This window comes from Marinospirillum alkalitolerans (assembly GCF_045055655.1).
Lineage (GTDB): Bacteria > Pseudomonadota > Gammaproteobacteria > Pseudomonadales > Halomonadaceae > Marinospirillum > Marinospirillum alkalitolerans.
In genome coordinates this window covers 361,142-386,144 of sequence record NZ_JBANFI010000003.1, presented here as the reverse complement: position 1 = coordinate 386,144, position 25,003 = coordinate 361,142, and the positions used below count along the sequence as shown (strand labels likewise).

Here is a 25,003-nt window from a genome sequence, read left to right as displayed (position 1 = left end):
AAAAAATGCCGCGCATTTTGATTATTGATGATGAAAAACAAATTCGCTTGTTTCTCAGAGTGAGTTTAAAGGCACAAGGCTATGAGGTGATTGAAGCGGCAACGGCTGAAGAAGGCCTTGCCGCTTTAGCACTTCATACCCCAGATTTGCTGATTCTCGATTTAGGTTTGCCTGATCAAGATGGACAGGAGGCATTAAAGGCACTGCGTGAGTGGAGCCAAGTGCCAGTGATTGTTTTATCTGTTAGAAGCGACGAAGCAGGTAAGGTCAGAGCCTTAGATGCAGGTGCCAATGATTATGTGACCAAACCCTTCGGTATTCAGGAGTTATTGGCGCGTATTCGTAATTTAACGCGGCCACTTCATGCCTCTGCAGGAGAAGCCGTGACCAAGCTGCAAGTGGGCGCTCTGCAGCTCGACCCGCTGGCGCATCAGGTCAACCTGGCAGGACAAAATATCAAGCTCACACCCAAGGAATTTGCTGTATTAAAAAGCCTGATGACTCACCCAGGTCGGGTCTTTACCCAGACTTTTTTATTGCGTGAACACTGGGGGCCAACGCATACCGAAGACAGTCAGTATCTGCGTGTTCTGATTGGTCGATTGAGATCCAAGCTGGGTGATGACCCAACCCAGCCCAGTCTGATTGCAACTGAGCCAGGTGTCGGCTATCGGCTTCTTATTCAAGATGAGATCTAGAGCCTGTTCTTAAGCTAAACCTTTCAGCACCAGCTCTTCATAGCTGACAAATCCTAAGACTTCATCCGCACTGTCAATAACAGGTGCCATAGCTAAACCAAAGCGATGAAAGAGCTGCGCGCAATAGCGAACCTGCATATCCGGCTTCACGCTTAAGACAGGTTTAGACATAATCTCATACACATTGACTCGCTCAGGTGCCTTATTGGCAGCGAGTACCTTCTTGGCGATATCAGAGAGCAGTACGAGACCATATTCATCATCTTGGCTGCGCTTTTTGATGATCAGCAGCTGAGCATTCTGAGTCTTCATCAGCTGTAGTGCATCGGCAACGGTGGTCAGGCCATCAATCATAATACAGCCGCTATGCATAACATCTCTGACGCGAACGAGGGACATATTGCTCATAAAGAACCTTCCTTATTGGTGAGATTTAAAGCTTTCTTCAAGTGTTGCGATCTGATGTTTGACACCCACCGCATCCTCAACATCAATTTGCAGTGCGATACCCGTTCCAGGGGAGTCATCAAACTCACCGACTTCGGCTAGGGTTTCTAAAATCTGGCGGCAACGATGCTCCTCAACTAAAAAAAGCAACACATCGCGTGCAGAAGTAATCTCCAGACCAAAAATACCGCGTGTTTTTTTCAGGCCTTCACCGCGTGCATTATTGATGATGGTGGCCCCTGTCGCCCCTGCCGCACGCGCGGCATCCAATAGCGCGTCTGTTTTATCATCATCAGCAAAGGCCAAAATTAACTTAAAGCGCATCATCGACTCCTATGGACTATTTGTTGCCGTGGATCATCTATTCTTGTGAAAGTGCAGCTGATTGTGCTTTGCGCCTCTCTTTCCATGCAGCAATTTGCGCATAGCCCATCACCGTAATAATTGGGAAGAGGCAGGCCAAGGCAATCATACCAAAGCCATCCATGATCGGGCTGCGACCGGGTATCGCACTGGCTAAGCCTAGGCCCAGCGCAGCAATAATGGGCACGGTAATGGTCGAAGTGGTCACCCCGCCTGAATCAAAAGCCAGGGGAATAATGCTTTTGGGTGAGCGCAGCGTCTGAATAATCACCAGAATGTAAGCGCCGAGCACAAACCAGTGTAACGGGTAGCCCATCACGATGCGCCAGGTGCCCAGGGTAATGCCAAAAGCCATGCCCAGTGCAACGGCAAGGCGCAGCATCAGTGGGTTGATGGTGCCGCCGGAGATTTCGCCAGCTTTCAGCGAGACGGCAATCAAAGAAGGTTCAGCAATCGTGGTGCTGGCACCAATGGTGAAGGCGAAGAGGTAAACCCAGTAGTAGTCTGTCCAGTGGCGCTGCGCCCCTTCCAGCAGGGTGGGGAGGAAGGCCTCTGAAGAAAGCTGCTCAGCCATTAAACCACCCATTGGAAACAGCGCTTGCTCAAGACCGAGCAGAAAAAAGCTCAGCCCGAAAAGCACCATCACAAAGCCAATCAGCACTTGACTCAGGCGCTTGATCTTTTTGCGAATCACCAGATATTGAAAGCCAAAAATAATGGCCGCAATTGGCAAAATATCGAGCAGCGTGGCCGCGAGTATCTCAACGAGGGGCATGGTTTTTCCTCACAGGGTAGGGCCTCAATAGCAGCATGACTTCTCCTTGTTAAACGCCCAGTAAGCCAAACAGCAGCACAAAGATGATTGGCATCACCGAGGCAAAGGCGATCAAGCCAAAACCATCCAGCATCGGGTTGCGTCCCTTGATGGCTGTGGCGAGACCCACGCCAAGCGCGGTCACCAGCGGTACGGTAATGGTCGATGTCGTGACCCCGCCTGAATCATAAGCGATCCCAATGATCTCGGTGGGTGCGATAAGGGTCAGCAGCAGCACCAGAACATAGCCGCCAATAATCATCAGATGTAAAGGCCAGCCTTTAAGGATGCGTATCACGCCGACCACCACCGCCGTGCCAACAGAGGCGGCCACCACCATGCGCAGTTGAAAGGCAAAGGCTTGCTGAGCTTCGGCTGTATTGGCGATCAAGCCACCTTCAGCGACCACTTCGCCCGCCTTGGCAGCAACGGCAATTAAGGCTGGCTCCGCGACGGTGGAACCAAAGCCGAGTGCAAAAGAGAAGAGCAGTAGCCAAAAGGCGGAACCCTTGCGTGCAAAGGCTTGTGCTAAGCCCTCACCAACAGGAAACAGACCCAGCTGTAAGCCTTGAATAAATAAGGCCAAGCCAATCACCACAAAAAATAAGCCGCTGAGCAGGTCAAAAAGATGAACATGATCAGGCAGGGGTTGCTGAATCACCACCAGTTGAAAAAAGCCGATGACCAGTACAACGGGCAAGAGATCACGCAGGCTATCGCGTAGTTGACGTAAAAAAGAGAAAACAAAGGCCATACAGTTCCTTGTGATATCAGGCGGTGAGGCAGAAGTCTTGCCGATACAAACGGCCGAGAAGCCAATATTAGCAAAATTTGCTTGAAGGAGGGGTAAAAATGAGCGGCAGCCTTTTGCCGCTAGACGCCTGATCAGCAATGGTGAGATCAGATGAAAAACACCTTTATTTTCTAATTCTTTGTTTATAAAGGATAAAGTTGTGGTGGCATGAATTTTGTATGTAGAGCGCTATATGCCTGCCCAGTGGCAGCGTCGCAGAACGGAGAAGTGCAGATGGCCATCAACTTTAATAATGCTCTTGGTATTCATGCAGAAGCGCTGAATGTGCGTAGTCGTCGCTCAGAGATCCTAGCGAATAATCTGGCGAACAGCGATACGCCGGGCTTTAAAGCGCGAGATCTGGATTTTCAAGGTATTTTGCGCGGTGAATACGAGAGTCGCCAGCGTATGGAGTTGAATCGCACTTCGGCGCGCCATATCCCAGCTGAGGCGATCATCGAAGATAGTTCGCTCCAGTACCGCATTCCACATCAGCCCGCCATTGATGGCAACACAGTTGAAACCAATATCGAGCAGGCCGAGTTTGCCCGCAACGCGATGGACTTTCAGAGCAGCTTTACCTTTTTGAATAGTCGTTTCAGTGGCCTGTCTAAAGCTCTGCGTGATCAAGGCTAAGCCCAGCGAATAGGAGAGCAACATGTCTTTAAATCGAATTTTTGATATCGCTGGAACTGGGATGAACGCGCAAAGTGTGCGTTTGAATACCACGGCTTCTAACCTAGCGAACGCGCAGAGTGTGAGTTCTTCTATCGAAGACACCTATCGCGCGCGCAAGCCCGTCTTTGCTCCTATTTTAGAGCGTTATCGCCAAGGGATTACTGATCAACAGGGTTTTCAGAATCCAGTGACCAGCTTTAATCCACGCGATGTGGCGGGTCAGGGTGTCAATGTGCTGGGTATCGTTGAGAGTAATCAAGAGCTGCAAATGCGTTACGAGCCAAACCATCCAATGGCCAACGAAGAAGGCTATGTCTTCTATCCAAACGTCAATGTTGTTGAAGAGATGACCGACATGATGGCGGCTTCACGCTCCTTCCAGACGAATGTGGAAGTCATGAACACCACCAAGCAGATGATGCAGCGTGTGTTAACGCTCGGTCAGAACGCCTAATTCGGGCAGCCCTTTTTTCGTCTGAGCGGCAAAGCCTTGCCGCCAGTCAACAAGTTAAGGTGAAAGAGATGTCATTAGAAGCCACTCCCCTCTATCAATCCTTGCAAGCGGATAACGAGCGTCGTGCCGCCGCGAATCGCGCTCAAGGTAGCAATGAGTTGGGCAAAGACGAGTTTATGCGCCTGCTGGTGACTCAGCTGGAAAACCAGGATCCGCTGGAGCCAACAGACAACACCGAATTTATTGCTCAGTTGGCACAGTTCTCCTCTCTTGAGGGGATCACCAACCTGAATAAAACCGTTGAGCAATTTGCGGTCAGCCTGCAATCCACTCAGGCTTTGCAAGCTTCTACGCTGGTGGGTCGTCAGGTGCAGGTGCTGACCAACTTCACCGAGCTAAAAGAAGGTGATTCAGTGAAAGGCACCATTGAGCTTTCGGCAAGCTCGCCCGATGTGTTTGTTGCCGTTTACTCCGGTGATGGTGAATACATCGGTGATATCTCTTTAGGTGGTCGTGAGGCAGGTGATATTGCTTTTGAATGGGATGGTCTTGACACCGAAGGTGAGCCCTTCCCTTCAGGTGTTTATCAGTTCCGTGCTTTTGCTTCGATTGATGGTCAGCACGAGGCGGTCGATCTTTACCTGGGCCGCAGTGTCACCAGTGTGGCGCTGAATGCTGGTGAGCGGGGCGAGATCATGCTGAATATCAGTGGAATGGATCAAGCTGTTCCGCTACGCAACGTTAAAGTCGTTAACTAATTTCTGGCAGGGGAGAGCTAAGTCATGAGTTTTAATATCGGTTTATCAGGTCTGCGTGCGGCGCAGATGGATTTAAGTGTAACAGGCAACAATATTGCCAACGCCAGCACGGTGGGCTTTAAGCAATCGCGCGCTGAATTTGGTGATGTTTATAGTGCCTCGATTCTGGGTACAGGTAAGCATTCGACAGGTTCAGGTGTATTGGTTGAGCGTGTTTCTCAGCAGCACACCCAAGGGAATATCAACTATACCGATCGCGCATTAGATATGGCGATTGAAGGTAATGGTTACTTTATTCTTTCTAATAATGGGCAGACAGAATATACGCGTGCTGGTTATTTTAATTTGGATAAAGATGGTTATATCATCAATAATACAGGGAAGCGTTTGCAAGGCTATACCGCTGATGATCAAGGCAATGTGCAGGGTGTAATGGGTGATATGCGCATTAGTCAAACCAATATTGAGCCTAAGGCCACGGGTCGTTTGGACTTAGAATTTAATTTTGATTCGCGTAAAGAAAACCTAGGCACCTTAACGACAATACCTTTGAATGGTGTTGCTAATGATGTGATTTTAAATATAGATGGTGTGGGTACTACGTTAAACGTAGATGCTAATGGTGTGGTAACGCCTGAAACTGTGGTTATTGATGGCCAGGGTTATGATGTGGTGGGTACGGCGCCAAATATTGTTTTGAAGGCCCAAATTATAGGGTCTATTTCTCCTGGTGTTGCTTTGGAACTTGCTGGTAACCCTATAGATCCCGATGATTTTCAAGTTGGATCTTTTAGCTTTAATCCAAATGATCGTACGACCTACTCTGATCAAAATCCTACTAAGGTATATGACAGTTTAGGCATTGAGCATGTGGTGAGTCAGTACTTTGTTAAAGTTGAACCGAGCAACTCTGCTGAAGGAAATGCTTGGGCTATGATTATGGCCTTTGATGGAAAATTTGTTGATGGGAATGGCAATGCAGTTGAGTTTCCTGTAGGAAGCGGTGAATATTTGACTGCAGCCAACTTCAATGATTGGGTAACTGGAGGTGGGGATCCTACTACTCTGGTTCAGAAAACGCTGACCTTTAATACCCAGGGTGCTTTTTCTGGGTTTAATGACGGGAATGTCAATACAGTGCCACCTGCGAATTCACCTGGATCTTTCAACTTGAGTGTTCCTACGGAGTATCTGGCTGGCGCTTGGATGGGACCTACCCCAAATGCAAATAGCTTTACTTACAACCTACGTGGCACCACACAATATGGTGCGGCCTTCTCTGCTCAGTCACAAAGCCAAGATGGTTATACCACTGGGCGTCTTGCGGGGCTTGAAGTTGGCGCCGATGGCAGTATCTTTGGTCGTTATACCAATGGTCAGAATAAGGTTGTGGGTCAAGTGCCAATAGCGACCTTTACTAACCCAGAAGGTTTGCGTCCAAATGGCTCGACGGCTTGGTTAGAAAGTCCTGACTCAGGGATTCCGACCATTAACGTGGCTGGTACGGGTATTACGGGTACGATTGCCGGTGGTGCCTTGGAAGATTCTAACGTCGATCTGGCTGAAGAGCTGGTGAAGATGATTATTGGTCAGCGTAACTATCAGGCCAATGCCAAGACGATCCAGACGCAAGATACGATTACTCAGACGATTATCAATCTGCGTTAATTTTTGTATGCTGGCCCAAAAAGCGCGCTTCGGTGCGCTTTTTTTGTTTCTATTGATTGCTGTGTATTGCCTTGCAGGAGTTTGGCACAGGCCTTGCAAAGACTTGTCTATTCAGCTTGCGGAGACTGACATGGATAAAGCCCTTTTTATTGCGATGACCGGCGCTAAGCACAATATGCTGGCACAAACGGCACGCTCCAATAACCTTGCCAACGTGAACACAACAGGCTTTCGTGCTGATTTTGAGCAAGCCCGCGCCATGCCTGTTTTTGGTCAGCATCACCCTAGCCGTGTTTATGCCCTCACCGAGCGTCCTGCTACCGATATACAGGCGGGCAGCTATGAGTATACTGGGCGCAACCTTGATATTGCGGTGCGCGGTGAAGGCTGGATCGCGGTACAGGCCCCTGATGGCACCGAAGCCTATACTCGCCGTGGCGATCTGAATATTGATCCCAATGGTGTGCTACGTACAGGCAATGGCTTGCCGATTATCGGCAATGGCGGGCCGATCGTCTTGCCGCAAGGCCAGCATATTCATATCAACGCCGATGGTGGTATTGCATTGGGTAACCAAGCGGGTGGTGCTGATGTCGAGATTGTGGATCAAATCAAGCTGGTCAGTGCCCAAGAGCAGGGCGTCGTTATGGAGAAGGGTTTGGACGGTCTGATGCGCCCAATGGGTATTGATGTGCCGCTTGAGTTGGCAGAGCAAGTCCAGCTGGAATCTGGCGCACTGGAAACCAGTAATGTGAATGCAGTCAGCGAGTTAACTAGTCTTTTGGCCTTATCACGCCAGTATGAAATGAATGTGAAGATGATGAAATCGGTTGATGATACCAGCGCGAGCGTCAACAGCTTGCTGCGCATGGGCTAATTCAGCATCGAATGATTTTTTAAGCCTGGGAACAGGCAAGTCGAATTGAAGTCAGGAGAAGACAATGCATCCAGCTTTATGGACAGGTCGTACAGGCTTACAAGCCATGGACACCAAACTCTCTACTATTTCTAACAACCTCGCCAACGTCAATACGGTGGGTTTTAAGCGTAATCGTGCGGTGTTTGAAGATCTGCTTTATCAAGCACAGCGTTTACCAGGTGCTCAAAATGGTGATAACACCACGCTGCCTACTGGCTTGCAGCTAGGTACAGGTGTGCGCGTGGTGGCCACTCAGCGCCAGTTTACTGAAGGCAGCCTTGAAGTGACGAACCAGCCGCTGGATATCGCGATCAATGGCCGTGGTTTCTTCCGCCTGCAAATGCCAGATGGTGAAGTCAGCTATACGCGCAATGGTCAATTCCACCTCGATGCAGATGGACGCATCGTGAACTCGAATGGCTTCCCGCTGGAGCCAGAGATCGTCCTGCCACAAAATACCAACTCGATCACCATCGGTCGTGATGGTGTGGTGACGATTACCCAAGCGGGTGAAAATAATAACCCACAAGAAATCGGTCAGGTTGAGCTGGTCGATTTTATCAATCCTGCTGGTTTGCTGGCTCTGGGTAACAATGTCTTTGCTGAAACGGCAGGCTCTGGTGCGCCGATTGATGGCGTTGGTGGAGAAAATGGCTTTGGTAGCGTAGAGCAGAGCATGCTGGAGCTGTCTAACGTCAGTGCTGTTGAAGAGCTGGTGGATATGATTACGACCCAGCGCGCCTATGAAATGAATACTAAGGTTGTTTCAGCGGCTGATGATATGCTGCGCAATCTGACCCAAACCCTGTAAGCGCGTACTGAAGTCCTGGTTGGATAGGCAGCAAGAAATAAATAAAGAGGAACTGGACATGTGTAATGCATTACGGCTTGTGGTGATCGCCAGCCTGGCGCTCTTAGCCGCCTGTGGTGGCCGGCCGGTGGTTGAGCCTGATGATCCCCATTATGCACCGGTGCAGCCAAGCCAGATGGAGCCACCGCCCGCCACGCGTGGCTCTCTGTATCATGCCAATCACTCTCCCACCTTGTTTGGTGATCGCAAGGCCTATCGTGTTGGTGATGTGATTACGGTGCAGCTTGAAGAACGCACCCGTGCGAGTAATTCGTCCAGCACAGATCTTAACCGCTCCACCAGTGTCAATGTTGCTACACCAGTGATTGCAGGGCGTGAACGTTTAAATGTGGGGGCGAACCTGAGTTCAGATCGAGACTTCTCGGGTGAGGCTTCTTCTGATCAAAGTAATAGCCTGTTAGGCAGTATTACGGTAACGGTGCATGAGGTTTACCCCAACGGCAATATGCTGGTGCGCGGCGAAAAGTGGATGAATTTGAACCAAGGTTCAGAGTATGTGCGCGTCTCTGGCATTGTGCGTCCAGAAGATATTCGCCCTAATAATACTGTGTCCTCAACCCAATTAGCCGATGCGCGTTTAACCTATAGCAGCACAGGTGAACTCGCCAATGCAAATCGCCAAGGTTGGCTCACCCGTTTTCTGAATAGTGGCTGGTGGCCGCTTTAAGCTGGAGCTGAATCTGCATGCGATTACAACAAGGTTTCTTCTCTCTAGCATTCGCACTGAGTCTGCTGATTTCCAGCTGGACGCAGGCATGGGCTAATGAGCCCATGAGTCGTCTTAAGGATCTCACCAGTGTCGAAGGTGTGCGGGCTAACCAGTTGATTGGTTATGGTTTGGTAGTGGGTCTTGATGGGACAGGCGATAACGCGCCCTTCACCAATCAAACCTTCGCCAATATGATGAATCAGTTTGGTATTACCTTGCCGCCAGGGGTCAATCCACGTTCACAAAATGTGGCGGCCGTCACGGTCAACGCAGAACTGCCAGCCTTTGCCAAGCCAGGGCAAAGTATTGATATTACGGTGTCTTCGATCGGCAATGCCGATAGCCTACGCGGTGGTACGCTATTGATGACCCCACTACGTGGCGCAGATGGGCAGGTCTATGCTGTCGCGCAAGGCAGTCTTGTGGTTGGCGGCTTTGGTGCAGGTGGTGCAGATGGGTCGCGGGTCACGGTGAATGTGCCTAGCGTGGGTCGTATTCCCAATGGTGCGATTGTTGAGCGTGAGGTGGCACACCATTTTTCAGATGGCGATACGCTGACTTTCAATCTGCATAATCCAGATTTCACAACTGCGCGCCGAATTGAAGAAACCATTAATGAGCTGATGGGCGCGGGTATTGCGCAAGCCTTAGATCCAGTTTCCATTCGTGTGCGTGCGCCTCGTGATCCTAGCCAGCGCGTTGGTTTTCTTTCTGTGTTGGAAAATCTGGAGGTGGCCCCTGCTGCTGCCTCGGCCCGTGTGATTATTAACTCGCGTACTGGCACGATCATTATCGGCCAAAATGTGCGCGTTGCCCCAGCCGCCGTGACGCATGGGAGTTTGACTGTGACGATTGCTGAGCAGCCGCAAGTGGTGCAGCCAGAGGCCTTCGCGAATGGTGAAGCCATGGTGCAAGAAAACACGGAAATCACCATCGACCAAGAAAACAATCCGATGTTCCGCTTTGATGCTGGCGTCACCCTTGATGAAATCGTGCGTGCCGTGAATCAAGTTGGCGCGGCCCCAGGTGATCTGATGGCGATCCTTGAAGCACTGAAGCAGGCAGGTGCTTTAAACGCCCAGTTGATCGTGATTTAAGGAGAGCAGCATGATCGGTGATTCCAGCGGTAGCTACACCCGAGCTCAAGCCTCGTATCACGATTTTCAGGGCTTGCGTGATCTGCAGCGTGGTGCGATAGAAAATGATCCTGAAGCGCTGCGCGAAGTCGCTCGTCAGTTTGAAGCGCTGTTTATCCAAATGATTTTGCAAAGCTCGCGTGAGGCGAATGAAACGCTGGCGGGTGAAAATCGCCTGCTGCATTCGCAGGAAATGGGCTTTTTTGAAGGCATGCTTGATGAGCAGTTTTCCTTAGCCATCAGTCAAGGCGGTAACGGAGAGGGCCTGGGCTTAGCGCAAATGCTGGTCAATCAACTCTCGCGTGAGCGCCCAGAGCCAGGTGAGCCCGTACCGGATCATGTTCGGCGCAGTGCACAGCAGCTGTCAGATGAGTTGGTGCAGCAGCTCGCTGATCGCCGTCTCAATTTTACTCAAGTGCGCGCGCCCTTGGCGGAAGCGGCCAACCCCGAGCAGACACCGGCTGCCATCGCGGCGCAGCGTGAGGCCAGCGAGCGTACCGCGCAGGCGCTGCAAGCCGGTCGTCGTCCACCCTATGCCGCTGCTAGCGAGTCAGTGGGGCGTCAGCCATTAGAAATCAGTGGTTTGCCTGTGCGCGAAGACAAGCGCACCTATTTTGCCAGCCCAGAAGACTTTGTTCGCCACCTCTATCCAATTGCCGAGCAGGCGGCGGCGCGCTTGGGTGTTGATCCGCGTTTTATGCTGGCCCAGTCTGCACTCGAAACCGGTTGGGGTCGCCATATGATTGCGCGTGCCGATGGCAGCAACAGCTTTAATCTCTTTGGGATTAAGGCAGATCGACGCTGGTCTGGTGAAGCGGCGGAGGTACCGACACTCGAATATCGCAATGGTCGGCCGCAACAAGAGCGCTGGGCTTTTCGTGCTTATGATTCTTTTGAGCAATCCATGGAAGATTATGTAGATTTTCTGCTCGCCAATCCACGCTATCAGTCCGCATTAGAGCAAACCGATAATCCACGTGCCTTTGCGCGCGGCTTGCAGCAGGCGGGTTATGCCACTGATCCACGCTATGCGTACAAGATCGTCAATATTATGGAAGGCAGCACACTGAACCAGGCTCTTGAACGTCTGGAGCAGGACAGCGCAGCGCCAATCAGCCCAAGGCCTGCAGATTGAATTGATAGGCTGTAGAAAAGCACTGGCGTGCCGATAACGATTTCATTGTTGGGTCAATGACCCAGAAAGCATTCAGGGGAAGAGCAATGGCAGACTTACTTAGTCTTGGTCTCAGTGGCCTAAGAACCAGCCGCAACAATCTCAGCGTGACCGGTCACAATATCGGTAACATTGATACACCTGGCTATTCACGCCAACGCGCTGTGCAGGTGACCAATAATCCGATGGGTACAGGTGCGGGTTATTTTGGTACAGGCGCACGGACTCAGACGGTCGAGCGTATTGTGGATCAGTTTACTGTGACGCAGGTGCGTATGGACACCAGTCGCTATATGGATCAGCAGACGTTCCTGCGCCAAGCCAGTGAACTGGATGGCCTTTTGGCGAATGAAACCTCCTCCTTAGGCACAGGCATGAATAACTTTTTTGATGCCATGCAGAGCCTCTCGAATGATCCGCTTTCTCAACCCGCGCGCGAGCTGGTCTATAGCCAGACTGACAGCGTGAGTCAGCGCTTTAAAACATCGCAGGCTCGCCTGGATGATCAGAATAACAATATCAATGCTCAGTTGCGGACACACACGGCCAAGGTAAACGAGCTGGCGCAGGGTATTGCCGAGCTGAATAAGCAAATACAGGTTTATGAAGGTTCACGCAATCAGCCACCGAATGATTTGTTTGATCGCCGTGATGAGATGCTGCGTGAGCTGAGTGAATATGTTGATGTACAGGCCGTTGAGCAGGATGGCAACACCATCAACGTGATGATTGGTGAAGGCATTCCGCTGATTGTCGGCGATTCTGCTAGTCGTCTTGAAGCCGTGCCTGGCACCAATGACAAGAGTCGCTATGAAGTGAATCTAATCGATTCACGCGGCGCCAAGATGAATATCACCAACAGCATTACTGGTGGTCAGATGGGCGGTGTCATCCGCTATCGTCGTGATACCTTGGACCCTGCCTTGGCCGAAATGGGCCGGATTGCTATCGTCTTTGCTGGCGAGATGAATAATCAACACAGCCAGGGGATAGATCGTGATGGCAACCAAGGTGGAGATCTGTTTCACGATATTAATCGGTCCCAGTCGCAGAAAGATCGCATCCCCGGTATTCAGCGTGAAGCACCAGCTGGTGTGTGGATTGACCCGAATGGTCTGAATAAACTACCAGCAAAAGAGTTTACGCTCCGCCAGCAAGGCAGTAATTTTATTTTGCAAGATGCACAAACTGGGCAGAATATGACGCCGCCAGGTGGGCCCTTCACAACTATAGCCGACCTGAATGATGCCCTGCAGGATACCTATGGTTTTCGCTTAACCAATGGTCAGAGCCCTGATCCTGCTGATCCTGCAGCGAACAATTTAGATGTTGATGCTGTAGCAGGAATCAATGATCTTCTCAAAGGCGGCCTGCTGATTTCACCAACGCGTCTTGGTGCGTCCCAACTGGAACGTTCTCCAGATCTGACCGATACCAATAAGTTAGCGATGTCAGGTATTGGTGCTTTTGAGAATAATGCGGGCACCGCTCGTGTTAGTTATGCCAATTTAGCCGATCAGAAACTATCGGATTTTAACGGTGTTGATCTCACCGGCGCTGAACTGACATTCGACGGCACTGCCACTCCCACTACCTTTACTTTAAAGGATAAAACTGGAGTGGAAGTCGTTGGTACTGCTAATGGTGGTGGTACCTACATTTTTTCAGTTGGCACAGCACCAGAAGTGGACTTAGTCCTCAAGGTTGACGCGAGCTTAGCTAAGAATGGAGATAAGTGGGTGCTCGAAGGCTCTGCCGGTGGCAGTAATGGCGCGGCTTTGGCGCAGATGCAATCAGCCAAACTGATCAATCGCGGTGAAGATGGACGCGGTGGTACAACGCTGGGCGAAACCTACTCGATTCTAGTTGAAAAAGTGGGGATTCAAACTTCTGAAGCGCGCACAGCCAGCGATGTCGCCCGTGCAACCCTCAATCAAAGTATCGCCATGCGTGAGTCTGCATCGGGTGTCAATATGGACGAAGAGGCCGCGAATTTGATCCGCTTTCAGATGTCCTATCAGGCTGCCAGTCAGGTAATTTCAACCGCGCAGAGATTATTCGACACACTGATTAACAGTGTCGGGAGGTAAGTAAAATGATCCGTCTTTCCACCAATCAGATGTACAACAACAGCATGAATGGCGTGATGCAAAGCTATCAGCGCTTTAGCCATGTGAATAACCAGATGAGTTCTGGGAAACGTGTGCTGACACCTGCGGATGATCCTGTGGCGGCCGCACAAACATTAAACACACGTAATCGCATGGCTGTTGTGCAGCAGTACAATCGCAACGTTGATTTTGCTGATAAAAACCTCAGCTTAACTGAATCAACCCTGGACCAGACTGAATTTGCACTGATGCAGATGAAAGACCTCGCGATTCAGCTGGGGAGTGATCAGTGGAGCGATGATCAGGTGCGCTCTAGTGGCTTAGAAGCCAAAGAAACGCTGAATCATATGCAGGGGCTGGTCAACACGCGTAATGAAAGTGGCGAATATATCTTTGCTGGTAGCCAAGCAGATCAAAAAGCCTATGATGGTAACACCTTTGTTGGTGACCGTATCGAGCGTGAAGCTCAGGTGGCGGATGATACCTTTATTCGTATGCTAACGTCGGGCGACCGTGCTTTTGAAGATTTGGAAGGGTTGGAACCAAGCGATCAATTTGGAGATGGTAATCCATATCCGAATAATATGCTTGGTGTACTGCAATATTTCGTCGATGCCACTGGTAATGGCAATCCACCTGAGGATGTTGATAAAGAAGCGATTCGTGCTTCTATCGATAATATCGATATTGCCTTTGAGCAGGTGTCCAAAACGCGGGCACAGATCGGGGCGCGTCAGAATACCTTGGATGCGGTCAAAAGCAGTAACGAAGAATTTGAGTTGTTTGCCAAGAAGAGTATTTCAGATCTTGAAGATCTTGATTATGCCGAGGCCTATGTGCGTCTTGAGACTTCGTTGCTGAGCTATCAGGCGGGAATGCAGATTACAGGACGTATCTCTGGTTTAAGCTTGTTTAACTATATTTAGAGCAATTGAGCCGTAGTTCAATTGATGCAGTGTTCAAAAACTGCTTTGCTCTTTGGCCCACTTATATCAGTGGGCCTTTTGTTTTTTGTGGCACTGTCCTTTTCTTTCTTGCTGCACCTTGCCAGTTATTGATCCATCTTGCCGCGATAGAGCCCAATAATGGATAGCAGCAGCCCTAAACAAGAAAGCCAGAGGCAGCTTTTAACCAGCAAGGGGTGGCGCTCGGCAAAGGGCACAAAAAAGCCAGTCTGATCAAAAAGACACTCTCCTAACAGATAATCAAAACTGCCGCCTTCTACAATACAAGCGCTGACCTGGCTGTATTCCACACCCCAAAAGCCCATTAACACCAGCAGCGGTAACACTAGTAGAGCGAGCCCTAGTTGCACAAGCATTGTCTTCCACCTTTGTCATTATGCTAAGAGGGAGCCATATTAGCACTTTTCCCTGATGCCTTTTAAGGGTATCCTCAGCGGTTTTCATGCGAGGAGCCTTAGCTTATGACTGCATCTGCTCTTGCGCCGCAGGTTGGCGTGATTATGGGGTCGAAATCCGATTGGCCGACAATGGAACATGCTGCAGCGCTGCTCGATGAGCTGGGTGTGGCCTATGAGGTCAAGGTGGTTTCTGCGCACCGAACGCCAGATTTGTTGTTTGACTATGCCAAAAGCGCGCAACAGCGTGGTTTGCAGGTGATTATTGCTGGCGCTGGTGGTGCCGCTCATCTGCCCGGTATGGCGGCTTCACAAACCTGCCTGCCGGTGCTCGGCGTGCCGGTTGAATCCAAGGCCTTGAAGGGTATGGATTCTTTGCTTTCGATTGTACAGATGCCAGGCGGCATTCCGGTGGCGACCTTGGCGATTGGCACGGCTGGCGCTAAAAATGCAGGGATTTTGGCAGCACAAATCGTTGCGTTGCAAGATCAGCAGGTGGCGGAGCGTCTGGCGGCGTTTCGTGCTCAGCAAACACAGCAGGTTTTGGATCACCCAGATCCACGAGAAGGTTAGTCCCTGAGCGAAGCATGATTTAATCAACGAGCCAGCAGGTGAACTGATGATCAGCGAAGGCATGATCACTGAAACACCACTCTGGCTTAGCGTGTTTAATAAAGGTAGAGACTGAAGATGAAACTAGGCGTTCTTGGCGCGGGCCAACTAGGACAGATGTTGGCCTTAGCAGGCTATCCCTTAGGACAGAGGTTTGTTTTTTTGGATACCACTGGGACGCCCAGTGCCGAAATTGGTACGACCTTGATTGACCCTCAAGGGGCTCAGTTGGCGGACTTTTTGGTTCAGGTTGATCGCGTGACCTATGAGTTTGAGCACCTCCCTGTTGCACTGGTAGAAGAGATCGAGCGTCATAAACCCGTTTATCCTTCGAGTCGTGCCTTGCGTGTTTGTCAGCATCGCGGTTTAGAAAAATCTCTCTTCTCACGCTTATCCATCCCCACTCCTGAGTATCGTTTGGTGAATTCAGCCGCTGAGCTTCAAGCTGCGATTCAGGATTTAAGTCTGGCAGGTCAAAAGCGTGTGGTGATTAAAACCACCACCGAGGGCTATGATGGCAAGGGACAAGCGGTCACCGATCAGGCGGATCAAGCCGAGTCGATTTGGCAGCAGCTGGGTGAGCGTGAGCTGATCGTGGAAGCCTTTGTCGATTTTGTGCGTGAATTGTCGATCATTGCTGTTCGGGGGCAGCAGGGCGAAGTGGCCTTCTATCCTATGGCTGAGAACCACCATCACCAGGGCATCCTGCGCTATTCGATAGCCCCCTTACCCAATCTGACCGCAGAGATTCAGCAGCAGGCTGAGCAGTATATCCAAGCGCTATTGCAAGAGCTGGATTATGTCGGTGTGCTGACGCTTGAGCTTTTTCAGCAGGCCGATGGTCAGCTCTGGGCCAATGAAATGGCCCCGCGTGTGCATAATTCAGGACACTGGACGCAAAACGGAGCGGCCACCAGCCAGTTTGAAAATCACTGCCGCGCCGTGGCAGGCTTGCCCCTCGGTTCGACCCAGGCTCTGCAGCCGACTTGTATGATCAATATCATTGGTCAAGCCCCTGATGTGCAGCAGGTTCTCAGCCAGCCAGGTGTGCATCTGCACCTCTATGGCAAAGAAGAACGTGCTGGTCGCAAGCTTGGGCATCTTAATCTTGTTGCGCCAAGCCTAGATGCTCTGCTTCAGCAGGTCGAGGCGCTGATTCCTGACTTACCCGGTGCGCCTCCCATAGCGATGAGTTTTCATGCTGGCGCTATCAGCGCTAGTTGAGATCACCCAGCTTGGCGATCTGCTTAACCTAGTGATGCTCTGAAATAGTTTTTTAGCTGGTTTTTTTTGAAGTTCCATTGGCAAAGTTAATGGCATGGATCAACAAAAAGCCTTAGCCAGTATTGAGGAATTCCGTTAGGATGAAGTCATTACTTGAAGGAAACATGGAGGAAGTGATGAGCACGAATCGTATTGGTTTAGATGTGGCTAAATCTCAGCTCTTGTCAGAGAAGCTCAATAATCTGCTGGCCAACTACCAGATTCTTTACATGAATGTGCGTGGCTACCACTGGAACATTCAAGGACCGTCTTTCTTTGAGCTGCATGTCAAATTTGAAGAGCAGTACAATGATCTGCTGCTGAAGGTAGACGAACTGGCAGAGCGCATTCTGACCTTAGGTCACCGTCCTTTGCATGCGTTTAGTGATTACCTTGAGCAAAGTGAAATCAAGGAACACAAACAGGCTTGTCAGGCTCAGGTGTGCGTCGAGGGTCTGTTGGCCGGCTATAAACTGCTGCTGGAAAAACAACGTGATCTGATGAACCTAGCCGGTGAAGCAGGTGATGAAGGCACCGCAGCCTTAATGAATGACTATATCGCTCAGCAAGAAAAAACGGTTTGGATGTTGAGCGCTTACTTGGCGAACTAATGTTTTTACGAGTCCAACTCGCTCCCACTGAGGAGCATTTGCAACAGATCACGGCCGATATCGGCCGTGTTCCGCGTGGCGTTCAGGCCGTGATGGCCACTGATCGTCACGGTCATCCTCTTGCGGTTCAAGTCGCGTCATTAATTGATGATCACCCCTTTCCAACCCTGTATTGGCTGACCAGTCGACATCTTGCGAAAGAAATTTCTCATCTTGAAGCGGCTGGCGTCATTAAGCAGCTGGAAGCACGCCTGCAAGACGACCCTGCTTTGATGGAAGCCTATCGCTTAAGCCATCAAGATTATGTGACCCGCCGTTGGGCGGCGATGACGCCCGCTGAGCAGCAGCGTATCGATGCGCTTGGCTATCGCGATGTTTTTGAAAAGCGCGGTGTTGGTGGCATAGAAAACTGGCAGCAGGTGCGTTGCCTGCATACACAATATGCACACCACCTAGCAGGTTATAACGTGATTGGAGAGCTGCTCGATCAGGAGTATGGCATTGCGGCGACCCTGCCTTAACGGGATGAGTCATGATGGCCCTAAGAAAAACCGCGCCTGATGGAGCGGTTTTTTTATGCGGCCTGCTGCTTGGCGATGATCAGATCAGGCCGTGCTTTAAGCGTAGTGACTATAGCTGAGCTTCATATTTTGACGCTCATTGAGATAACGCCAGATAAATTCCTGGTCCTCGTGACGGGTGTGGCTGAGTGTCATTTCGATACCATAGAGGGTGCCACAGGAGAGCAGGACTACACTGCTCACTTGTCCCTGTAATTGCAGTTGCTGGCGCTGGCCGTTATGAATAGCTTGTACGATCAGTCGAATGCTCTGCCGTGCACGCAGTTTCTTCTCACACTGAAAGCGTACGTCTTTCAACCCTAGGCTCTGGGTATAGGCCCAGAAGAGTTGGGGCCTAGGGGCATCGCTCAGCGCGACTTTGGCTTTCCAATAGGTGGGTAATCTTTCTGGTACGACCAGTTCAGCGCTTTTCATGTTGATGGAGACTCCCTGTAATCTATGCCTCTTTGGTGAGGGCTGGCCTCTGTTGCTGGTTGGACACTAGCTTAACAGTTTGGTTGAGTCAGGTGAATGCTCAAGCCGGATGGTGAGTGTGGGCTGAGCAGGAAATGCAGATCAAGCGAGTGCCAAGGGCAGGAAATCCATCAATTTATGATCTGGGTTAAGGTTCAGGCTGTCAAGCTACCTAAAATATAAGCTAAACTTCAACGCGTGCTGGCGAAGCTGGTTTTACTGACTGTGCTTGTTGCAAGAAGCGTCAACAAGAGGCGACACACAAGAGCAATGGATAAGTAAAACTGGCCGAATTTGTGGATATCATCGAACCCTGGGGAGACATCTATGTACTTGGATAAATATGTGATTGCAAGCCTGGTGCTTGTTGCCGTGATGGTGGTGGCAAGTGTATGGAGCATTAAAAAGCTGAAGTCTGTGATGGCAGAAGATCAGGCGAAGGCAGATAAGTAAGCCTGAGTCCTGCCTTGCTTGAACGCCAGCTCATGAGCTGGCTTTTTTGTGCCTGATGCTCAAAAGCCAGTCTACCAAAGACAGGCGATCCAGACGAAACAGGCGTCAGCTTTGTAGCGCTGTGGTGGGTTTTTCTTCTTCATTGACGGCCTTGACGCCTTCTAGGACTTGCGCCGATAAGCGACGAGCGGTGCGAATAAAGTCCTGAATATACTCAAAATCCTGCTGATGTTCTCGGTGGGCAGCATAGAGGGTGCCCCAGGTGCCTTGCGCGCCGAGACGTCGTGCCGCGACATAGTTACGATCTAAATACTCGGTCATTGCCCAATTAGGCAGCGCACACACCCCGCGATGGCTGGCCACCAGCTGCATCATCAAGACCGTCAGCTCGGCGGTGCGGATCCCTGCTGGTTCTATCCCTGCTGGCTCCAGAAAATGCACAAACACATCCAATAGATGCCGCTCCACTGGGTAGGTAATCAGGGTTTCTGTAGCCAGATCCTCGGCATCGATCCAGTTTTTACCCACTAAGGGATGATCCTTGGCGAGGGCGAGCAGACTCTCGTAGCGAAACAAGGGCGCATACACCAGCCCCTCTATTGGGCGGGGGTCAGCGGTGATCACCAGATCTAGTTCTTGGCGCTTCAAGGCGGCGAGCGGGGCAAAATGGTGGCCGCTAGGAATATCCACCTCGACATCCGGCCAGAGGGTACGAAACTGATCCAGCGTTGGCATCAGCCATTGATAGCAGCTGTGGCATTCGATGGCGAGGTGCAGGCGTCCGGCCTTGCCCAAGGCGAGGCGTTGCAGATCTCCCAAGGCAGCCTCGGTGCGTGGCAGGATTTCATCCGCCAGTTTGAGGAGGCGTTGACCGGCGGGTGTAAATTGCAGCGGCTTGGATTTTCGCAAGAACAGCTCGGTGTCCAGGAGGTGTTCCAGGGCTTTGAGTTGATGTGATAGTGCAGATTGGGTCAGGTGCAGGCGCTCTGCTGCATCGACTAGGCTGCCGCAGGCTCTGAGCGCACTGAGGGTTTTCAAATGCCGCAGTTCAATCATGAAAGAAGTTCACTTTAAAGCTGAATGGGATGCAAGAGAGGTTATTTTGCGCTAGAGGCTTCAGCAGAGGCAAGGTGTTTTTCAGATCATTATGAGATTTGCTCATTATTAATCTGAGTTGCTTGAGTTTGATTCATTGTTGGCTTTACTAGAGACTGAGTCTCAAGCCTGAGATATGAAGATCGCAGGGCAATCACTGCCATGAAGACGCAGTTATCTTACTTCTGTTGAGGAGCAGCACAGCATGTCTTACACCGTCCATACTTTGGGTTATCCGCGCATTGGTGCGCAGCGTGAATTGAAAAAAGCTGTTGAAGCCTACTGGGCCGGACAGATCAACCAAACTGAGTTAGAGCAGCAGGCTCAAGCGCTGCGTGCACGTCACTGGCAAGAGCAACAACAAGCAGGATTAGATTTTGTCACAGTGGGCGATTTTGCCTTTTACGATCAGGTCCTGAATCTGAGCCAATTGCTGGGTGTGATTCCAGCGCGCTTTCAAGATGCGCCTGCTGAAGAGCTGGATACCTATTTTCGCATGGCGCGTGGTCGTGCCCCAACAGGTCAGCCTGCGGCAGCCTGTGAGATGACCAAGTGGTTTGATACCAACTATCACTATATCGTGCCTGAGTTCGACCCCGCACAAAGCTTTACCCTGGCACCTCAGCGCCTGCTAGGAGAAGTCGCTGAAGCCCAAGCGCTGGGCCATCGTGTGAAGGTTACTCTGGTGGGCCCCTTGACCTATTTGTGGCAGGGTAAGGTGATTGCACAAGGCAAAACACTGGCGGAGGCAGATCGTCTCGCGCTGTTGCCTGATCTGATTGCGGCTTATGGCAAGCTGTTGCAAGCCCTTGCTGAGCAGCAGGTTGAATGGGTGCAATTAGATGAACCGATTCTGGCGCTTGATCTGCCGCAGGCATGGAAGCAAGCCTTTGAGACCAGCTATCACCAGCTGCAAAGCCTGCCGATTAAGAAACTGCTCGCCGTGTATTTTGGCAGTTTGCAGGATAACCTGGGTTTAGCAGTCGGTTTGCCAGTCGATGGTTTGCATGTCGATCTGGTGCGTGCTGAGCAAGAACTGCCCGCCATTTTGGATCGCCTGCCCAGCTATAAGGTGCTCTCGGCGGGTGTCGTGGATGGCCGTAATATCTGGAAAACGGATCTGGCTGCGCGCCAAAGCCTATTGCACACCGCCGCTGAACGTCTTGGTGAGCGTCTGTGGATCGCACCTTCTTGTTCTTTACTGCATGTGCCGCATGATCTGGCGCAGGAAGACCAGCTGGATGCCGAGCTGAAAAACTGGCTGGCCTTTGCCCGCCAGAAGCTGGATGAAGTCACGCTGCTGGCGGCGGCAGTGGCGGGTCAGCTGAATGCTGAACAGCGTCAACAGTGGGCGGCCAATCAGGCTGCGCTGGCTTCGCGTCAAGCCTCAACGCGTATTCATAAGGCTCAGGTGCAGGAGCGTTTAGCCGCGGTGGATGCGGCCATGTATCAGCGGACTTCACCCTATGTGCTGCGTGCCAAGGCACAAAAACAGGCGCTGAACCTGCCTCTCTATCCAACAACGACCATTGGCTCCTTCCCGCAGACGCCAGAAATTCGTCAAGCACGACGTGATTTTAAAGCCGGCACACTGAGCGAGGCCGATTACATCAGCGCGATGAAGCAGGAAATCGCCTACTGCGTACAGCAGCAAGAAGCCTTGGATATCGATGTACTGGTGCATGGTGAGGCTGAGCGCAACGACATGGTGGAATACTTTGGTGAACAGCTGGCAGGCTATGCCTTTACCCGTTTTGGCTGGGTACAAAGCTATGGTTCACGTTGTGTGAAGCCGCCAGTGATCTATGGTGATGTTGAACGCCCACAAGCGATGACCGTTGAGTGGAGTCGCTATGCACAGAGCCTGACTGCGCGTCCAATGAAGGGCATGTTGACAGGTCCAGTGACCTGCTTGCAGTGGGCTTTTGTGCGCGATGATCAACCTCGTGAGCAGACTTGCCGCCAGATTGCCTTGGCGCTGCGTGATGAAGTGCGTGATCTAGAGGCCGCTGGCATCAATGTGATTCAGATTGATGAGCCGGCTTTCCGTGAAGGTCTGCCCTTGCGTCAGGCTGACTGGCCCGCTTACTTGCGTTGGGCTGTGGATAGCTTCCGTTTGTCAGCGGCTGTAGCGCAGGATGTGACACAGATTCACACTCACATGTGCTACTCCGAGTTTAATGACATTATTGAAGCCATTGCCGATCTGGATGCCGATGTGATTACCATCGAGACTTCACGTTCGAATATGGAATTGCTGGATGCCTTTGAGCGCTTTGACTACCCGAACGAAATCGGTCCAGGTGTTTATGATATCCACAGCCCCAATATTCCTTCAGTTGAGTGGATGGTGGATCTGATGGCGAAAGCGGCAGCCAAGATTCCGGCCGAGCGCCTCTGGGTGAACCCTGATTGCGGCCTTAAAACACGCCGCTGGGAAGAAGTGACGCCCGCACTGGAGGCTCTGGTGCAAGCCGCCAAGCAGCTACGAGCGCGGGTGGATCAACCTGAAGCTGAAGAAGTCAGCGCTTAACTGAAAAGAAGCCAGCGACAACACCGCGCCCTGATGGGTGCGGTGTTTTTTTATGGCTTTGAAGGTGTGAGCGGATGGATATGGTGCTGATAAAGAAGTTGGCGCTGCAGAGGTCGACTGAAGAAGTAGCCCTGAAAATGGCGGCAACCGAGTTCTTGCAGCAAATCTCGCTGCTCTTGGGTTTCAACGCCCTCAGCCAAAATATCCAGACAAAAGGCTTCACCCAAGGACACGACACTCTTCACTATCGCGGCATCAAACGAGTCTTTTTTGAGGTGGCGTACAAAGGTTTGGTCAATTTTAATCTGATTGATGGGCAGAGAGCGTAGATAGCTGAGTGAAGAATAGCCAGTACCAAAGTCATCCAAGGAAAGGCTGATCCCCATAGCTTTGAGTCCTTGCATTTTCGCGATGGTTGCATCGAGATCTTGAACCAAAACGGCCTCAGTGAGTTCGAGTTTGAGTTTCTTCGGATCGGCTTGAGTGGCTTGCAAACACTGGCTGACTTGATCCACAAAATCATCCTGCTGAAACTGCAAGGCACTGACATTCACAGCCAGCATCCAGGTGGCACAAGCTGGCTGCTGCTGCCAAAGCGCCAACTCAGTACAGCCTTGGTGGAGCACCCAGTTGCCCAGGGGCAAAATCAGCCGTGAGCGCTCAGCAACGGGAATGAACTCTGCCGGTGAGATCAGCCCTTTTTGTGGATGCCGCCAGCGTAATAAGGCTTCAGCACCTGTAATCTCCCCCTGATCATTGCACTGTATTTGATAATGGAGTTCAAATTGCTGCTCTTGCAATGCTTGAACCATCTCCTGCTGCATTTCTAAATAAGCATGGACGAGATGCTGGGCTTGGGCATCAAAGAAGCAGGGGTGGTGCTCCTGTGATAGCTTGGCCTGCTGGAGTGCAATTTCAGCCTGTTTAATGAGTTCGCTGGCATCTTGCTGTTGGTCTTGTAGCAAAACGATGCCGACACGAACAGTTGAGTGAACTTGTCTGGTTTCCAATTGGTAAGGGGCTTGTAGAAAATCTTGTAGCTGTACAGCCTTTTCTTTGGCCAGCAGTGTTGCGGATTCGAGTGTGGGGCCCAGTTGTTCCTGTAAGGTCAGAAACAGATCATCCCCAAGACGCCCAATACGTGCCTCCTCGCCCCAGAAGTGACGTAAGCGTCTGGCCATCTGTTTAAGCAGCTGATCACCTATGTCATATCCATAGCTTTCATTGATCAGCTTGAAATTGCTCAGATCAAAACACAGCAGGGCAGCAAAGTCGCACTGTTCAGTCGGCTGATTTAAAAAGTCATCCAGTCTTTGTGTCATCAAGCGGCGATTGGCCAAGCCGGTGAGTGGGTCATAGAATCCAAGGTATTCGGCTTCTGCCTGAGCTGCCTTGAGCGCGCTCAGATCCACAAAACTGCCGACATAATAAGCCACCTCGCCCTGCTGATTCAGCACAGCCTGAATGGTCAGACGCTCTGGATACACCTGCCCATTTTTATGGCGGTTCCAGACTTCGCCTTCCCAGCGCTGCCTTGCCTGCAAGGTTTGCCACATCTTTTGATAAAAGTCCTTGGCATGGTGGCCTGAACGCAAGAGCGCGGGCGTGGCACCACTGACCTCCTCAAAGCGATAACCAGTGATGGCGGTAAAGGCTTGATTCACTCGCAGTATTTTTTGATCCGCATCCGTAATCATCATGCCGGATGGGGTTTCAAAAGCGACTGCAGCGACTCTTAAATCTTCATGCGCGGCCTGAATACGATCCAGCATGCGATTGATTTCATGATAGAGGCGCCCAAACTCATTGTTTTCTAACCATTGAGGGCGCTCTTTTGCACGTGTTAGATCCTGAGTCTGCTCAAAAAAATGCACCAGTCGTAAAATTGGTGTCGTGAAGTAGGCCGCAAACAAGCTGGCCAGAAGATAAGAAAACAGCAGCATGCCCAAGGCGATGCCACTCAGGATGGGCGCATCCTTCAATAAGCGCTCCTGCAGGCTCGGCTTATGGAAACTGAGCCAGGCTTCTCCAAGGGGGCGCTGTCCAAAGGCAAGAGGTTGATAAAAACTCAGTCGATTGCTGGCCTCCACAGAGGTGGTCTGCGGCCGACTGGCAGGAGGCAGCGCTGGAGTTGAGTCGTTGGCGAGATATTGGAATAAGGGGCGTTGCTGGCGATCATAAATAATCGCCGCCTGCAGCAGTGTAAAGGAGCTGAGTTTGATATGAATATCGGTAGCGACGCGTACATCGTCTTGCAAAATCAGGCGTGCAAAGTCTTCGCTCAGTAGCTGGGCCAAAATACTCGCCTGCTGCCGAGTTTGCTGCTCCTGCGTCCACAGTGTCCAGCTCAGAAAAGTGCCGTAGCCAAGCAAACCCGTGGTGAAGGTCACCAGTAGAATCAGTAGGCTCAGGCGCTTTTGGATGGATCTTTGCCAGACAGTCTGCATGA

The 25,003-nt window shown here is 51.1% G+C and carries 26 protein-coding genes; 18 read left to right on the top strand and 8 right to left on the bottom strand.

Annotated elements, in window-relative coordinates:
• The first annotated feature begins 5 nt into the window (after window positions 1-5).
• The gene (locus V6U78_RS06720; protein WP_405338712.1) at window positions 6-698 is read left to right on the top strand and encodes a response regulator; all 693 of its coding nucleotides are present in this window, start codon (window positions 6-8) and stop codon (window positions 696-698) included.
• Window positions 699-707: 9 nt separating this feature from the next.
• Here the strand turns inward: V6U78_RS06720 and V6U78_RS06715 are convergent, their stop codons facing one another.
• From V6U78_RS06715 to V6U78_RS06700, 4 genes are read right to left on the bottom strand one after another with little or no spacing between them, the layout of a single operon-like run.
• A complete protein-coding gene (locus V6U78_RS06715) occupies window positions 708-1,106 on the bottom strand; it encodes a CBS domain-containing protein (RefSeq protein WP_405338710.1) in 399 nt (132 codons plus the stop codon).
• 12 nt (window positions 1,107-1,118) lie between these two features.
• Entirely contained in the window at window positions 1,119-1,469 is a 351-nt protein-coding gene (locus V6U78_RS06710; RefSeq protein ID WP_405338708.1) for a P-II family nitrogen regulator, read from the bottom strand.
• Window positions 1,470-1,506: 37 nt separating this feature from the next.
• Complete coding sequence (locus tag V6U78_RS06705; RefSeq protein ID WP_405338706.1) at window positions 1,507-2,283, bottom strand: DUF1538 family protein; 777 nt, start codon at window positions 2,281-2,283, stop codon at window positions 1,507-1,509.
• Window positions 2,284-2,332: 49 nt separating this feature from the next.
• Entirely contained in the window at window positions 2,333-3,076 is a 744-nt protein-coding gene (locus tag V6U78_RS06700) for a DUF1538 family protein (protein WP_405338704.1), read from the bottom strand.
• Window positions 3,077-3,283: 207 nt separating this feature from the next.
• On the opposite strand from V6U78_RS06700, the gene flgB reads away from it, so the two are divergent.
• From flgB to flgL, 11 genes are all read left to right on the top strand, one after another.
• Complete coding sequence (gene flgB, locus V6U78_RS06695; RefSeq protein ID WP_405338702.1) at window positions 3,284-3,751, top strand: flagellar basal body rod protein FlgB; 468 nt, start codon at window positions 3,284-3,286, stop codon at window positions 3,749-3,751.
• Between the two features lie 22 nt (window positions 3,752-3,773).
• Entirely contained in the window at window positions 3,774-4,247 is a 474-nt protein-coding gene (gene flgC / locus V6U78_RS06690; RefSeq protein WP_405338700.1) for a flagellar basal body rod protein FlgC, read from the top strand.
• A gap of 68 nt (window positions 4,248-4,315) precedes the next feature.
• Window positions 4,316-5,005 (top strand): flagellar hook assembly protein FlgD, encoded by a 690-nt coding sequence (locus tag V6U78_RS06685; protein WP_405338698.1) that lies wholly within the window; start codon window positions 4,316-4,318, stop codon window positions 5,003-5,005.
• 24 nt (window positions 5,006-5,029) lie between these two features.
• Window positions 5,030-6,673 carry a flagellar hook protein FlgE gene (locus V6U78_RS06680; protein WP_405338696.1) on the top strand — a complete coding sequence of 548 codons (1,644 nt, stop codon included), beginning with the start codon at window positions 5,030-5,032 and terminating at the stop codon, window positions 6,671-6,673.
• Window positions 6,674-6,803: 130 nt separating this feature from the next.
• The gene (locus V6U78_RS06675; RefSeq protein WP_405338694.1) at window positions 6,804-7,550 is read left to right on the top strand and encodes a flagellar basal body rod protein FlgF; all 747 of its coding nucleotides are present in this window, start codon (window positions 6,804-6,806) and stop codon (window positions 7,548-7,550) included.
• A gap of 64 nt (window positions 7,551-7,614) precedes the next feature.
• Complete coding sequence (gene flgG, locus V6U78_RS06670; protein WP_405338692.1) at window positions 7,615-8,403, top strand: flagellar basal-body rod protein FlgG; 789 nt, start codon at window positions 7,615-7,617, stop codon at window positions 8,401-8,403.
• 58 nt (window positions 8,404-8,461) lie between these two features.
• Complete coding sequence (gene flgH, locus V6U78_RS06665; protein ID WP_405338690.1) at window positions 8,462-9,130, top strand: flagellar basal body L-ring protein FlgH; 669 nt, start codon at window positions 8,462-8,464, stop codon at window positions 9,128-9,130.
• Window positions 9,131-9,147: 17 nt separating this feature from the next.
• On the top strand, window positions 9,148-10,269 hold the full coding sequence (locus V6U78_RS06660) for a flagellar basal body P-ring protein FlgI (protein WP_405338688.1): 1,122 nt from the start codon (window positions 9,148-9,150) through the stop codon (window positions 10,267-10,269).
• A 10-nt stretch (window positions 10,270-10,279) separates the two neighbouring features.
• Window positions 10,280-11,443 (top strand): flagellar assembly peptidoglycan hydrolase FlgJ, encoded by a 1,164-nt coding sequence (flgJ, locus tag V6U78_RS06655; protein ID WP_405338686.1) that lies wholly within the window; start codon window positions 10,280-10,282, stop codon window positions 11,441-11,443.
• 86 nt (window positions 11,444-11,529) lie between these two features.
• Window positions 11,530-13,572, top strand: a complete 2,043-nt coding sequence (gene flgK, locus V6U78_RS06650; protein WP_405338684.1) for a flagellar hook-associated protein FlgK — start codon at window positions 11,530-11,532, stop codon at window positions 13,570-13,572.
• A gap of 5 nt (window positions 13,573-13,577) precedes the next feature.
• Window positions 13,578-14,519, top strand: a complete 942-nt coding sequence (flgL, locus tag V6U78_RS06645) for a flagellar hook-associated protein FlgL (RefSeq protein WP_405338682.1) — start codon at window positions 13,578-13,580, stop codon at window positions 14,517-14,519.
• Between the two features lie 125 nt (window positions 14,520-14,644).
• Here flgL and V6U78_RS06640 read toward each other — a convergent pair whose 3' ends face one another.
• Window positions 14,645-14,914, bottom strand: coding sequence for a hypothetical protein (locus V6U78_RS06640; protein ID WP_405338680.1), 270 nt, complete (start codon window positions 14,912-14,914; stop codon window positions 14,645-14,647).
• Window positions 14,915-15,019: 105 nt separating this feature from the next.
• On the opposite strand from V6U78_RS06640, the gene purE reads away from it, so the two are divergent.
• The 4 genes from purE (at window position 15,020) to V6U78_RS06620 (ending at window position 17,960) form a co-directional block, all read left to right on the top strand.
• A complete protein-coding gene (purE, locus tag V6U78_RS06635; protein WP_405338678.1) occupies window positions 15,020-15,526 on the top strand; it encodes a 5-(carboxyamino)imidazole ribonucleotide mutase in 507 nt (168 codons plus the stop codon).
• Window positions 15,527-15,643: 117 nt separating this feature from the next.
• Complete coding sequence (locus tag V6U78_RS06630; RefSeq protein WP_405338676.1) at window positions 15,644-16,789, top strand: 5-(carboxyamino)imidazole ribonucleotide synthase; 1,146 nt, start codon at window positions 15,644-15,646, stop codon at window positions 16,787-16,789.
• A 173-nt stretch (window positions 16,790-16,962) separates the two neighbouring features.
• Window positions 16,963-17,439, top strand: a complete 477-nt coding sequence (locus tag V6U78_RS06625; protein WP_405338780.1) for a Dps family protein — start codon at window positions 16,963-16,965, stop codon at window positions 17,437-17,439.
• The gene (locus V6U78_RS06620; protein WP_405338674.1) at window positions 17,439-17,960 is read left to right on the top strand and encodes a DUF501 domain-containing protein; all 522 of its coding nucleotides are present in this window, start codon (window positions 17,439-17,441) and stop codon (window positions 17,958-17,960) included. Before V6U78_RS06625 ends, V6U78_RS06620 begins: the two co-directional genes overlap by 1 nt.
• 96 nt (window positions 17,961-18,056) lie before the next feature.
• Here the strand turns inward: V6U78_RS06620 and V6U78_RS06615 are convergent, their stop codons facing one another.
• Complete coding sequence (locus V6U78_RS06615) at window positions 18,057-18,434, bottom strand: hypothetical protein (RefSeq protein ID WP_405338672.1); 378 nt, start codon at window positions 18,432-18,434, stop codon at window positions 18,057-18,059.
• A gap of 366 nt (window positions 18,435-18,800) precedes the next feature.
• On the opposite strand from V6U78_RS06615, the gene V6U78_RS06610 reads away from it, so the two are divergent.
• Window positions 18,801-18,926 carry a hypothetical protein gene (locus V6U78_RS06610; protein ID WP_405338670.1) on the top strand — a complete coding sequence of 42 codons (126 nt, stop codon included), beginning with the start codon at window positions 18,801-18,803 and terminating at the stop codon, window positions 18,924-18,926.
• Between the two features lie 105 nt (window positions 18,927-19,031).
• Here V6U78_RS06610 and V6U78_RS06605 read toward each other — a convergent pair whose 3' ends face one another.
• A complete protein-coding gene (locus V6U78_RS06605; protein WP_405338668.1) occupies window positions 19,032-19,982 on the bottom strand; it encodes a LysR family transcriptional regulator in 951 nt (316 codons plus the stop codon).
• A 244-nt stretch (window positions 19,983-20,226) separates the two neighbouring features.
• Between V6U78_RS06605 and metE the strand changes: the two genes are divergently transcribed.
• Complete coding sequence (metE, locus tag V6U78_RS06600) at window positions 20,227-22,554, top strand: 5-methyltetrahydropteroyltriglutamate--homocysteine S-methyltransferase (RefSeq protein ID WP_405338666.1); 2,328 nt, start codon at window positions 20,227-20,229, stop codon at window positions 22,552-22,554.
• Window positions 22,555-22,604: 50 nt separating this feature from the next.
• On the opposite strand, the gene V6U78_RS06595 is transcribed toward metE, so the two are convergent.
• A complete protein-coding gene (locus tag V6U78_RS06595) occupies window positions 22,605-25,001 on the bottom strand; it encodes a putative bifunctional diguanylate cyclase/phosphodiesterase (RefSeq protein WP_405338664.1) in 2,397 nt (798 codons plus the stop codon).
• Between the last annotated feature and the right edge of the window lie 2 nt (window positions 25,002-25,003).

Coding starts and splice junctions, on each gene's coding strand:
- V6U78_RS06640 (WP_405338680.1), bottom strand. CDS start 14,914: ATGCTTGTGCAACTAGGGCTCGCTCTACTAGTGTTACCGCTGCTGGTG.
- flgB (WP_405338702.1), top strand. CDS start 3,284: ATGAATTTTGTATGTAGAGCGCTATATGCCTGCCCAGTGGCAGCGTCG.
- V6U78_RS06720 (WP_405338712.1), top strand. CDS start 6: ATGCCGCGCATTTTGATTATTGATGATGAAAAACAAATTCGCTTGTTT.
- flgK (WP_405338684.1), top strand. CDS start 11,530: ATGGCAGACTTACTTAGTCTTGGTCTCAGTGGCCTAAGAACCAGCCGC.
- V6U78_RS06630 (WP_405338676.1), top strand. CDS start 15,644: ATGAAACTAGGCGTTCTTGGCGCGGGCCAACTAGGACAGATGTTGGCC.
- V6U78_RS06710 (WP_405338708.1), bottom strand. CDS start 1,469: ATGCGCTTTAAGTTAATTTTGGCCTTTGCTGATGATGATAAAACAGAC.
- V6U78_RS06700 (WP_405338704.1), bottom strand. CDS start 3,076: ATGGCCTTTGTTTTCTCTTTTTTACGTCAACTACGCGATAGCCTGCGT.
- flgJ (WP_405338686.1), top strand. CDS start 10,280: ATGATCGGTGATTCCAGCGGTAGCTACACCCGAGCTCAAGCCTCGTAT.
- purE (WP_405338678.1), top strand. CDS start 15,020: ATGACTGCATCTGCTCTTGCGCCGCAGGTTGGCGTGATTATGGGGTCG.
- V6U78_RS06705 (WP_405338706.1), bottom strand. CDS start 2,283: ATGCCCCTCGTTGAGATACTCGCGGCCACGCTGCTCGATATTTTGCCA.
- V6U78_RS06680 (WP_405338696.1), top strand. CDS start 5,030: ATGAGTTTTAATATCGGTTTATCAGGTCTGCGTGCGGCGCAGATGGAT.
- metE (WP_405338666.1), top strand. CDS start 20,227: ATGTCTTACACCGTCCATACTTTGGGTTATCCGCGCATTGGTGCGCAG.
- V6U78_RS06610 (WP_405338670.1), top strand. CDS start 18,801: ATGTACTTGGATAAATATGTGATTGCAAGCCTGGTGCTTGTTGCCGTG.
- V6U78_RS06620 (WP_405338674.1), top strand. CDS start 17,439: ATGTTTTTACGAGTCCAACTCGCTCCCACTGAGGAGCATTTGCAACAG.
- flgL (WP_405338682.1), top strand. CDS start 13,578: ATGATCCGTCTTTCCACCAATCAGATGTACAACAACAGCATGAATGGC.
- flgG (WP_405338692.1), top strand. CDS start 7,615: ATGCATCCAGCTTTATGGACAGGTCGTACAGGCTTACAAGCCATGGAC.
- V6U78_RS06675 (WP_405338694.1), top strand. CDS start 6,804: ATGGATAAAGCCCTTTTTATTGCGATGACCGGCGCTAAGCACAATATG.
- V6U78_RS06715 (WP_405338710.1), bottom strand. CDS start 1,106: ATGAGCAATATGTCCCTCGTTCGCGTCAGAGATGTTATGCATAGCGGC.
- V6U78_RS06595 (WP_405338664.1), bottom strand. CDS start 25,001: ATGCAGACTGTCTGGCAAAGATCCATCCAAAAGCGCCTGAGCCTACTG.
- flgH (WP_405338690.1), top strand. CDS start 8,462: ATGTGTAATGCATTACGGCTTGTGGTGATCGCCAGCCTGGCGCTCTTA.
- V6U78_RS06605 (WP_405338668.1), bottom strand. CDS start 19,982: ATGATTGAACTGCGGCATTTGAAAACCCTCAGTGCGCTCAGAGCCTGC.
- V6U78_RS06660 (WP_405338688.1), top strand. CDS start 9,148: ATGCGATTACAACAAGGTTTCTTCTCTCTAGCATTCGCACTGAGTCTG.
- V6U78_RS06615 (WP_405338672.1), bottom strand. CDS start 18,434: ATGAAAAGCGCTGAACTGGTCGTACCAGAAAGATTACCCACCTATTGG.
- V6U78_RS06685 (WP_405338698.1), top strand. CDS start 4,316: ATGTCATTAGAAGCCACTCCCCTCTATCAATCCTTGCAAGCGGATAAC.
- flgC (WP_405338700.1), top strand. CDS start 3,774: ATGTCTTTAAATCGAATTTTTGATATCGCTGGAACTGGGATGAACGCG.